12 protein-coding genes are annotated in these 9660 nt (G+C 68.7%); 6 read left to right on the forward strand and 6 right to left on the reverse strand.

The annotated features are described in order from the left end of the window. Nucleotides 1-125 precede the first annotated feature (125 nt). From AC07YS_RS26450 to AC07YS_RS26460, 3 genes are all read left to right on the forward strand, one after another. Nucleotides 126-1064 (forward strand): M35 family metalloendopeptidase, encoded by a 939-nt coding sequence (locus AC07YS_RS26450; RefSeq protein WP_495269150.1) that lies wholly within the window; start codon nucleotides 126-128, stop codon nucleotides 1062-1064. 8 nt (nucleotides 1065-1072) lie between these two features. Next, nucleotides 1073-1582: a hypothetical protein gene (locus AC07YS_RS26455; protein ID WP_495269151.1), complete on the forward strand. Its 510-nt coding sequence runs from the start codon at nucleotides 1073-1075 to the stop codon at nucleotides 1580-1582. A 98-nt stretch (nucleotides 1583-1680) separates the two neighbouring features. Beyond that, on the forward strand, nucleotides 1681-2106 hold the full coding sequence (locus tag AC07YS_RS26460; RefSeq protein WP_070060148.1) for a PaaI family thioesterase: 426 nt from the start codon (nucleotides 1681-1683) through the stop codon (nucleotides 2104-2106). Between the two features lie 25 nt (nucleotides 2107-2131). Here the strand turns inward: AC07YS_RS26460 and AC07YS_RS26465 are convergent, their stop codons facing one another. Then, nucleotides 2132-2512: a hypothetical protein gene (locus AC07YS_RS26465; protein WP_095948154.1), complete on the reverse strand. Its 381-nt coding sequence runs from the start codon at nucleotides 2510-2512 to the stop codon at nucleotides 2132-2134. 131 nt (nucleotides 2513-2643) lie between these two features. On the opposite strand from AC07YS_RS26465, the gene AC07YS_RS26470 reads away from it, so the two are divergent. Beyond that, on the forward strand, nucleotides 2644-3504 hold the full coding sequence (locus AC07YS_RS26470) for a DUF7822 domain-containing protein (RefSeq protein WP_495269152.1): 861 nt from the start codon (nucleotides 2644-2646) through the stop codon (nucleotides 3502-3504). A gap of 8 nt (nucleotides 3505-3512) precedes the next feature. Here AC07YS_RS26470 and AC07YS_RS26475 read toward each other — a convergent pair whose 3' ends face one another. The 5 genes from AC07YS_RS26475 to AC07YS_RS26495 are packed head-to-tail and all read right to left on the reverse strand — an operon-like array spanning nucleotide 3513 to nucleotide 8275. Beyond that, complete coding sequence (locus tag AC07YS_RS26475; protein WP_447741076.1) at nucleotides 3513-4007, reverse strand: nucleoside deaminase; 495 nt, start codon at nucleotides 4005-4007, stop codon at nucleotides 3513-3515. Nucleotides 4008-4027: 20 nt separating this feature from the next. After that, nucleotides 4028-5344, reverse strand: coding sequence for a cyanate transporter (locus AC07YS_RS26480; protein WP_495269153.1), 1317 nt, complete (start codon nucleotides 5342-5344; stop codon nucleotides 4028-4030). Continuing rightward, nucleotides 5341-6546, reverse strand: coding sequence for an amidohydrolase family protein (locus AC07YS_RS26485; protein ID WP_495269154.1), 1206 nt, complete (start codon nucleotides 6544-6546; stop codon nucleotides 5341-5343). The genes AC07YS_RS26480 and AC07YS_RS26485 overlap by 4 nt, the downstream gene beginning before the upstream one ends. 38 nt (nucleotides 6547-6584) lie before the next feature. Next, complete coding sequence (locus AC07YS_RS26490; RefSeq protein ID WP_159278585.1) at nucleotides 6585-8060, reverse strand: sodium:solute symporter family protein; 1476 nt, start codon at nucleotides 8058-8060, stop codon at nucleotides 6585-6587. Next, a complete protein-coding gene (locus AC07YS_RS26495; protein ID WP_095948148.1) occupies nucleotides 8057-8275 on the reverse strand; it encodes a DUF3311 domain-containing protein in 219 nt (72 codons plus the stop codon). Before AC07YS_RS26495 ends, AC07YS_RS26490 begins: the two co-directional genes overlap by 4 nt. A gap of 167 nt (nucleotides 8276-8442) precedes the next feature. Here AC07YS_RS26495 and AC07YS_RS26500 point away from each other — a divergent pair, with 167 nt between their 5' ends. Both AC07YS_RS26500 and AC07YS_RS26505 read left to right on the forward strand, forming a co-directional pair. Next, complete coding sequence (locus AC07YS_RS26500; protein WP_495269155.1) at nucleotides 8443-9210, forward strand: GntR family transcriptional regulator; 768 nt, start codon at nucleotides 8443-8445, stop codon at nucleotides 9208-9210. Nucleotides 9211-9279: 69 nt separating this feature from the next. Continuing rightward, on the forward strand, nucleotides 9280-9660 hold a 381-nt coding region (locus tag AC07YS_RS26505; protein WP_495269156.1), incomplete at its 3' end, for an EamA family transporter.

The raw sequence follows: 9660 nt of genomic DNA on the forward strand, positions 1-9660 counted from the left end.
GTTAGCGCGCTCGCCCACATACAACGCCCCGTCATCAAACGGGAGCGTATCGAATGGAGCGAAAGATTCTTGTGGTTGGAGACCCACCAGTCCCTGGTGGTCGAATCCTTCCCTACAGCGGACCCATGTTCGACCTGCACGGGCATCGGGTCGCCCTGATCGGCGGCAGGGCCTATTGCGAGGGCTGCAACAGCGTCGGCATCATTGCCAAGGCCGGAGGGCCGCGGCGCCCTCGATTCATCTCGGAGGCTGCGCTGGAAGGAGACGTGGTGGTCTGCCACTGTCCGGTGCCACAGCCGCTGGTTGCCACACTTCAGCACACATCGACCTGCGACGACGGGGCTTGGCAGGCTGCTACGGCGCAGACGAATCTGGCGGCATCGGCGATGACGGCAGTCACCGGGCCTTCAGCGGAGATGGCAGCCCTGAAGCAGGCGGTGGACGAAGGCGTCACGCATCCACCCGAAGCGGAGCAGACCGAAAGAATCTGCCCGAACATGACGAACAAGGAGTTCGCCGCCTTGGTGATGAAGCTGCGCGACATGGCGATCGACTACATCGCGAAAAAGCGGCTCCCGGAACTGGAGCGATGGGACAAGGGGGCTCAGGCCCGGGTGAGCGAATGGTTTGGCGTGGCCGATCAAGGCATCCGCGAACATCTGCAGAAAGGCCTGTCCGCATGCATCCGTGTGCTTCAAGGCATGGAAGCGAAAAACTTCATTCGATACACGGAAGACGGCAAGGTGGCGACCTGCGTTCTGCCCAGCGCGAACGGCGCCGCCGCGGCAGTCTGCAAGCCGGACACGGGCACCCACACCGTGGCGATTGCGCTTGTTTTCTGCGACTTCAGGTTCGACAACAAGACCAATTTCGACACAGGTGCCGTGCTGGACGGTGACTCGCGATTGCTGACGCTGATCCATGAGGTCACCCACTTCGATGACACCTTTGGCTCGGACGACACCTGGTACGGAACCTCGAACTCCAGAGAGCATGCGAAGGAATTCAAGTCCCGGCTGAATGCAGACAGTCTTGCGGCCTATATTCTTGGCGTTACCCGCTAAGGCACACCGTGATCAGGCATCTGAAATCTCTGAGGGGCGTGGCTCTCGCTCTGGCAACACTCGGGCCGACCGCCGTGCTCGCATGCAGTCCCATCAAGGTCTTCTACGTGTACTTCGACCGAGACTCCGCGGCCGTATCGGCCGATCAAGTGCTGCGGCTTGGCAGCTGGATGACAGAGCTTCGAATGCGCTATCCCAACCATGAGGCGATCTATGTCGGAGCCTCGGTCGAGCCCCAGGAGCGTGACCATCGCCCTCACGGGCTGGGTTTGGAACGAGGTCGCAACGTGGCCCGCGTGCTTCGGGAGAACCTGCAATTCACCGCCAGGATCGATCTTCCGAAAACCAGCAACGTTGTCGGCCGTGAGCCGTCTGCGAACAAGTCGGTAGAGAACCAGCGGGCCCTCGGCGTTCAGCTCGACTTTTTGCCGGCCTGTCCGCATGAATGCACCTGCCAGATGGGTGACCCGCTCTACAAGGCACCGGCTCCGCGGCACTCGACCGGGGCGAGCGGCTGAGGTCCGAAAACAGAAATGACGCCGCGCGGCAGAATGCAGTGACCCCTCGGGGCGCCTCCACCGACGCCCTTTTCTTCTGCTTCTTTTCCCTGCCAGCCATGACCGACCTCCACACCCGCATCTCCGACAGCTTCAACGCACAGGGCCTGATGGCCACGCTCGGCGCGCGGCTGGTGCATGTGGGCGATGGCGAGGTGCACATCGAGATGCCGTTTTCAAAAGCGCTGTCGCAGCAGCGCGGCTATGTGCATGCGGGCGCGGTGACGAGCATCGTCGACAGCGCCTGCGGCTACGCGGGGCTCACGAAGGCGCCGCAGGGCTGCGACGTGGTGACGGCGGAGTTCAAGATCAACTTCATGCGGCCCGCGCTGGGCGAGCGCTTCCTGGCGGTGGGCCGGGTGCAGAGCTCGGGCAAGCTGCTCGCGGTGTGCACGGGCGAAGTGCGTGCCTTCGCGAAGGCGGGCGACACGGACTACAAGGTGGTGGCGATGATGCAGGCGACCATCGTGAACGTGCCGCAGTGAACGAACGACACGCCGCTTCGCGCGGCTAGCAGCGCGGCGTGGTGACTTCGCTCTGGTCTTGTTGCTGCTGCTTCTGCTGCTCGGCGATCACCGCGCGGCACAGGGCCTGCAGTTCGGCCGCGACGATGTCGGGCGCCTTGCGCAGCTCGGCAATGTCGCGCTCGCCGACGCAGTGGCCTTCGAGGCGCACGTAGATGCGACTGAAGTTGCCGCCGAGCGCGCGTGCAATGTCGCGCAGGCAATCGGCCACGCTGGCAAAGCCGGTGTGGCTGTACGAGCTGGGCGGGATCACGCCCTTGGAGCGCGGCGCGCGCACGGAATACAGGTACGACGCGCCTTCAGACCGCAGCTCCACCACGGGCTGCAGGCCGCGCTGAACGTCGTTGCTTCCTTGCTTTCCTTGCATGGGGCGGAGTGTAAATCTGGCGAAGGCAGAATCTGCCGACCAGGCCGAAGGCCGCTTCGCGAGAGGCGGCTCTTCTTCATTCTTGTCACGGCGACGCGCTCGCATTGCAGCCGCCATTCACACTTTGATCCATGGCCAATCGTTCTTACCTCTACAGCCTCACCAACCGGCCCACGGCGTACACGGACCGGCCCGAAACCATCTCGGGCCTGTCCGAATGGAACTACGACATTCCGTTCATGTACCGGCTGCTGATGTCGGGCGATCCGCAACTGTGCGCGTCGCTGATCTCCGACGGACTCGACAGCGACGAGGGGGATGAGAAGGTCCGGCTGTACGCGATCAGCGGCCGCTTCGAGCCGGGCTTTGCGCGGGTGAAGCGGCTCATCGACATCATGCGGTACCTAGCGGCGCAGGCGCCGGTGCCTGCGCCCGCGCCCGCAGTAGCGCCCGTCGTGGCCGCGCCGAAAGCCACGTCGTTCGTCGACCGGCTCAAGGGCTGGTTCTCGCCGCCCGCCGCACCGAAGGCACCGCCTGCGACTGCCGCGCGCGCAGCGGCCACACCCGCGACGGGCTCGACGCAGCTGCCGGGCTGGCTGGACGAGACCCTGGCTTTTCTCGAAGCCCACCGCAACGAGCACCTGCTGCTGGAGACGGTCGAGCTCGACACCATGACCGAATCGGAAGAGGCCCCGCTGCGGGCCTGCGTCGAGAAGGAGCTCGCGCGCTGCCAGCAGGCCGGCGCCGCGCTCGATGCGCTGCCGCAAGACATCGCGGCAGCGGCGCAGGTGCTGCGCGAAGCCGGTGCGAAAAAGCAGGCGGCCCCGCTCGATGCGTTCTTCGGGCTGCGCTTCGACGACGACTGCGACAGCACGCGCAGCCGCGCCACGGAATATCCGCTGGGGCTGCAGTGGTACGACGTGCTGTACTTCGGCCTGCTCAATCGCGCCGAGTTCGAAGCCGCAACGCGCGGCGACGCTGCTGCCGCGTAGCGCTTGCTTCAGTCGCCGCGTCGCGGCTCGGCCCACGCCGAGAGGATGCGCACGGCTTCGGCGTCCATCTTCTGTTCGGCCGGCTGCGCACGCGCGGCCAGCGGTGCGCCGGCTTCGGTGCGCAGCACGTCGACGTCGATGGGGTGGCGCGCCGCCACGGTCACGCCTTTGAAAGCCTCGCCCGACTGCGCCAGCGTGGCCGCGTAGTACAGCTGGCCGATGCCCGCGATGTGCATGGCCGCCACGCACATGGCGCAGGGCTCGCACGAGGTGTAGAGCTCGCAGCCCGACAGGTCGACGGTGCCCAGCCGGCGGCAGGCATCGCGAATGGCTTCGACCTCGCCGTGCGAGGTGGGGTCGTGGTGCGCGACGGAGTGGTTGAAGCCCTCGCCCACCACCTCGCCGTTCTTGACGACGACCGCGCCGAAGGGCTCGGTGCCGGGCTCCTGGAGCGCCCGGGCCGAAAGGGCCAGGGCGCGCTGCATGAAGTGTTCGTTGTACATGGGTCGAATCTCCTTGGGTCTCAGGCTTTGCGGGCCTGGTCGATGGGGGACGGCGCGGACGCAGCCTGCGCACCGAACAGGCCGGCGGTGGCACTCGCGTAGCGGCGCGGGTCGAAGCGCAGCACGGCGGGCAGCAGCAGCACGGTGACGGCGGCCAGGTAGGCCCAGGCCATGGTGAAGCCGCCGGTCTGCTCGCGCACCCAGCCGGTGACGAAGGGCGCGAGCGCCGCGATCATGAAGCCCACGCCCTGCATGAAGCCCGCGAGCGCGCCGGCCTGCGCGGGGTCGGGCCGGTGGTCGAGCGCGAGCACCATGCACAGCGAGAACGCACCGCCCAGGCCGGCGCCGAGCACGACGGCGATGACGGCCGCCGGCACGGGCAGCGCAAGCCCGAGCGCCGCAAAGCCCGCCAGTTGCGCGAGCAGCGCACCGACCAGCCAGCGCCGCAGGTCGCGCTGGCCGCCGCGCCGCGCGAGCGCCGGCAGCGTGAGCGCGCCGACGACCTGCGCCAGCGTCATGAGCGCGAGCACGGCGCCGCCCTGCTGCGCCGTCCAGCCGCGCTCGGCATGGAAGTAATGCGGCAGCCACGCGACGAGGCTGGTGTAGCCGCCATTGATGAGGCCGAAGCACAGCGCCAGCAGCCACGCGCGGCGATGGCCGAAGCAGCGCAGCCAGGCGCGGTCGAGCGACGGGTCGGTGGCGCCTCGCGCAGATGACGACGCGGACGGCAGCTGCCGCGCACCGCGCAGCCACGCCACCAGCGCCACGATCGCGAGCACCGCCCACATCGCGAGGCCGGCGTGCCAGTCGAGTTGTGCATCGCCACCCACGGCGCGCGCGAGCCACGGGCTGGCCATGGCGCCGAGCCCGCCGCCGCCCATGATGGCGGCCGAGTAGAGCCCGGTCATGAGGCCGAGCCGCGCGGGGTAGGCCTGCTTGACCACGCCGGGCATGAGCGCCTGCACCAGCCCCACGCCCGCGCCCGCGAGCGCGGCGCTCCACAGCAGCGCCGCGGCGCCGCCCGCCACGTAGCGGCTGGCGCAGGCCAGCGCGATGGCACCGAGCCCGAGCGCGATGCCGCCGCGCGCGCCCAGGCGCTGACCCACGGCCGCGCCCGACAGCGACACCGCGCCCATCGCGAACATCGGCAGCACCGTGAGCAACGCGACGGCATGGAAGCCGATGCCGGTGGCGGCGCGGATCGGTTCGAGCAAGGGGCTGCTCGACGTGAGAAAGGCGCGCAGGTTGAGCGCCACCAGCACGACCACGCAGGCGAAGAAAACCGGGCCCGCGCCGGTGCGCGGGTTGTCGGGTGCGGGGCGTGCGACGCGGCTCACGCGGGCACGGCGCCGGGCACGAGCGTGCCATGGCGCGCGACCACGCGGCCGCCCGACACCACGAGCTTGCGCACCGGGCGGCCCACCACGGCCTGCGCGGGCGTTTGTGCGTCGACCAGCACGAGGTCGGCGCGGCAGCCCACGTCGAGCCCGTAGGCCGCGAAGCCGCAGCCGCGCGCGCCGGAATGGGTGACGGTGTCGAGCGCCACTTCGAGCTCGTCGTCGCGGCGCAGGTTGTAGCGCAGGCCGATGAGCATGGCGCGCTCGAGCATGTCGGGGTTGCCGTAGGGCGACCAGGTGTCGCGGATGCCGTCGTTGCCGCCGAGCACGGTGACGCCGGCGGCGCGGCACGCCATGAGCGGCGGCACGTTGCGCGAGGCCGGCGCGCTGGTGACGAGCACCACGCCCAGCTTGGCCATGCGCGCGAGCAGCACGTCGCGCTCGCGTTCGCTCACGTCGCCCAGGCAGAAGCCGTGGCTGATCGCGACCTGGCCCTGCATGCCGAGCGCCTCGGTGCGCTGCAGGATCAGCTCGAGCGAGAAGGCACCCATGGCGCCGGGCTCGTGCAGGTGGATGTCGACGGGGCGCTGGTGCTTGTGGGCGATGCCGAAGAGCACGTCGAGCGACTTCACGGGGTCGCCGTCGATGGCGCAGGGGTCGAGGCCGCCGAGCACGTCGGCGCCCAGGGCGAGCGACTGGTCGAGCAGCTCGGCGGTGCCGGCGCGCCCGAGCAGGCCCGACTGCGGAAACGCGACGACCTGGATCTGCTGCACCTCGCGCAGCGTCTCGCGCGTGCGCAGCGTGCCTTCGAGGTGGCGCAGGCCGGCCTGGGTGTCGACGTCGACGTGCGTGCGCAGGCGCGTGGTGCCGAGCGCGAGAAAGGCCTTGGCCAGCACCAGCGACTGCGCGGCGGCGTCGTGCCCGCTGGCGTGGCGGAAGGCGCGCTCGTTCTCGATCTTGTCGGTGAGATTCGTGCCGACCTCGTTGCGGTACCAGTCCATGCCCCACATGGTCTTGTCGAGGTGGGTGTGGCCTTCGACGAGGCCGGGCAGCAGCAAGGCGCCCTCGCCGTCTTCGACGATGGCGCCGGCCGGTGCGGCCAGCGCCGCGCCGATCTCGGCAATGCGGCCGTCGTGCACGCGCACATCGACAGGAGACGCACCCAGGGGGCGCACGTTGCGGATCAGGAGCTGCGAGGTCATTCGATTTCGTTCGTGGGTCAGAGGCAAAGGAAGACCGGTCAGGCGGGTTGCGCCGCCACGGTGCGCGGCAGCACGCGCGGCGTGACGAGCGCCACCGCCACGAAGACCAGCGCGTTGACCGCCAGCGCCACCAGTCCGGTGTTGAGCGACTTGAAGACCACGGGCGCCGCCGGGAACAGCGTGCCGAGGTTCGCGCCGGTGGTCATCGTGAAGGCCAGCACCGCACCGCCCGCGAGGATGCCCGCAAAGGCGGCGTGCTTGCTGCCGAAGGGTTTCTTCATGAGGCTGAACAGCAGCGAGGGCAGCAGCTGCGTGAGCAGGCTCGACGCGAAGATGGCCACGGCCACGATGGTCGTGCCGCCGCGCAGCACGAAGTACACGGCCACCAATGCGAACACGGGCAGCACGCCGCGCGCCACGCGCGAGACCTGCTTGTCGGTGGCATGGGGCGCGAAGCCTTCCTTGTAGACGTTCTTGCCGATCACGGTGGAAGCGGTGAGCAGGATCATCGAGCCCGGCACCAGCGCGGTGAGCACGCCCGTGCCGCCGATCACGCCGACGAACCACGGGTCGAAGGTGTGCTTCACGAGGCCGAACAGGGCCAGGTCGACCTCGGAGCCCTTGAGCCCCGGCACCTGCAGGATGGCCGCGAAGCCCACCAGGAACAGGAAGGCGATGACCACCTGGTACAGCGGCATCAGGATGGTGTTGCGGCGCACCGCGCTCGCGCTGCGGGCGGCATACACCGAGGTGAGGTTGAACGGGTACAGGTAGTAGCCCAGCGCCGTGAGCAGGATGGTCGAGTTGTACCAGGTGAGGTTCAGGCCCTCTTTCGGAAACTCGAAGAAGCTGGGGTTGGCCGCGTGGATGGCGCTGAACATCGGCGTGACGCCGCCGTAGTAGTGCCAGGGCAGGTACACGCCCAGGAACACGGCGAGCACGAGGATCAGGATGTCCTTCACGATGGCGATGCTGGCCGAGCCGTGGATGCCCGAGAACAGGATGTAGCTCACCATCACGAGCGTGCCGATCCAGATCGCCACCTGCGGCGCGATGGAGCCGTACGAGGCCTCCGACACGATGATGCCCAGCCCGCGCAGCTGGATGGTGAGCAGCGCCACCATGCCCATGAGCGCCACGACGGACACCAGCACGCCGAGCGGGCGGCTGTCGTACTTGTGGGCGAAGAAGTCGGAGAACGACACCAGCTTGTGCGCGGTGGCGTAGCGCCAGATGGCCGGCAGCATCCAGAAGGCCATGAGGTAGGCCAGGCCGCCGTAGGCCAGGATGTAGAAGGCCGGCGAGCCCTTGCTGTACGACCAGCCGCTGGCGCCCAGGAAGGTGAAGGTCGAGAACGACTCGCCCGCCATGAGCAGGAACACCATGATCGTGCCCAGCCCGCGCCCGCCCAGCGCCCATTGCTCCAGGCTCATGGTGCGCCCGCGCCGCGCGAGCACGGCCAGGCCGAGGGCGCCGGCCACGAACAGCGCGATCACGCCGAGTGCGGCGTTCATCGCGCGTCTCCTGCAGCCTGCGCGTCCTGCGCGTCGAGGTCGCCTTCGGCGCGGTCGATCACCACCATGATGAGCGAGGTCAGCACCAGCCAGCTCACGTTCCAGACCATCAGGAAAGGCATGCCGAGCACGAAGGTGGGCGCGACGGACGACAGCCATCCCCCGCTGAAGAAGGCGGCGACCGGCAGCAGGGCCAGCCATTTGGCGAGTTTCATGGGATGTCTCTGTGTGTTCGGGTGGTTGGAAATTCGATCCTATTTTGGTTAACCATTTTATATATTTTGGTTAACCAAACGGCGCGAATGGTACGGAGCCGGGCGGGCCGCGTCAATCCGGGGGCTTTCCCGGAGGTGGCGGGGTGCAGGCAATAATCCGCAGGCCCATGCCTGCCGCCACCCGCCGATCCGCCGCGCCCGCCCCTTCGACTGAACCCATCGAGTCCGCTGACGACGCGAACGTGGACGAGCGCGTCTACGCCGCCGTGTCCAAGGCGCTGCTCAGCGGCAAGCTGCGCCCCGGCACGCCGCTGCGCGAGCGTGCGCTGGCCGAGGCGCTGGGCTGCACGCGCGGCGCGGTGCGCAAGGTGCTGGCGCGGCTGGGCTCCGAGAAGCGGCTGGTGCTGGAGCACAACCGCGGCGCCTTCGTGCCCAACCCGTCGATCGACGACATGCGCGGCATCTACCGCGCGCGCCGCATCGTGGAGGCCGGGCTGGTCGCCACGCTGTTCGGCCGGCTGGCGCGCGAGCAGGTGGCCGCGCTGCGCAAGCACGTGCAGGCGGAGCAGAAGGCGTTCAAGGAAGGCCGGCGCGAGGACGCGATCCGCCTGGCCGGCGACTTCCACCTGCTGCTGGCGCAGATGGCGGGCAGCGACGAGCTGCTGTCGTACATCCGGCGGCTGATTGCGAACACCGAGCTGTACAAGGCACTGTACGACTCGGCCGAGGCCGCGAGCTGCGCGCCGCGCGAGCACGAACAGATCATCGAAGCGCTCATGGGCGACTCGCTCGACGCCGCGCTGGCCGTGGCGCTGGAGCACCTGGACGAGCTGGAGCAGCGCGTGATCGCGGGGGCGGCGGCGGAGCAGGAAGTGGACCTGGCGGCGCTGCTGAACGGCAGTGCCCCGGCGCGAAGCCACGGCCACGATCACTGAGGCTTTCGCGCCCACATTTCGTCCACGAGCGAAGTGTCGAGGGGCCGGTCTCGCGAAGATCGGCGCACCATGCCAACGACCCCGCTCGCCGCTTCAAGCCGACCCCACGCCCCTGCCTTCGAATGGGCGCTGCTCGCGGTGCTCGCGACCTGCTGGGGTGCCTCGTACACCTTCATCAAGATCGGCGTGGCGACGATCCCGCCGGTCACGCTGATCGCGGCACGCACCCTGATCGCGGGGTTGCTGCTGCTCGCGGTGCTGCGCCTGCGCGGCGTGCGATTGCCGAAAGACGGCGCAACGTGGCGGCGCTTCGCGCTGCAGGCTTGTCTGAACAGCGTGCTGCCGTTCACGCTGATCGCGTGGGCCGAACGCAGCGTGGATGCGGGGCTGGCGACCATCCTCAACTCGACCTCGCCGATCTTCATCTTCCTGCTGGGGTGGGGCCTGGGC

Source organism: Variovorax sp. GW458-11-26-14-LB1, from assembly GCF_059423965.1.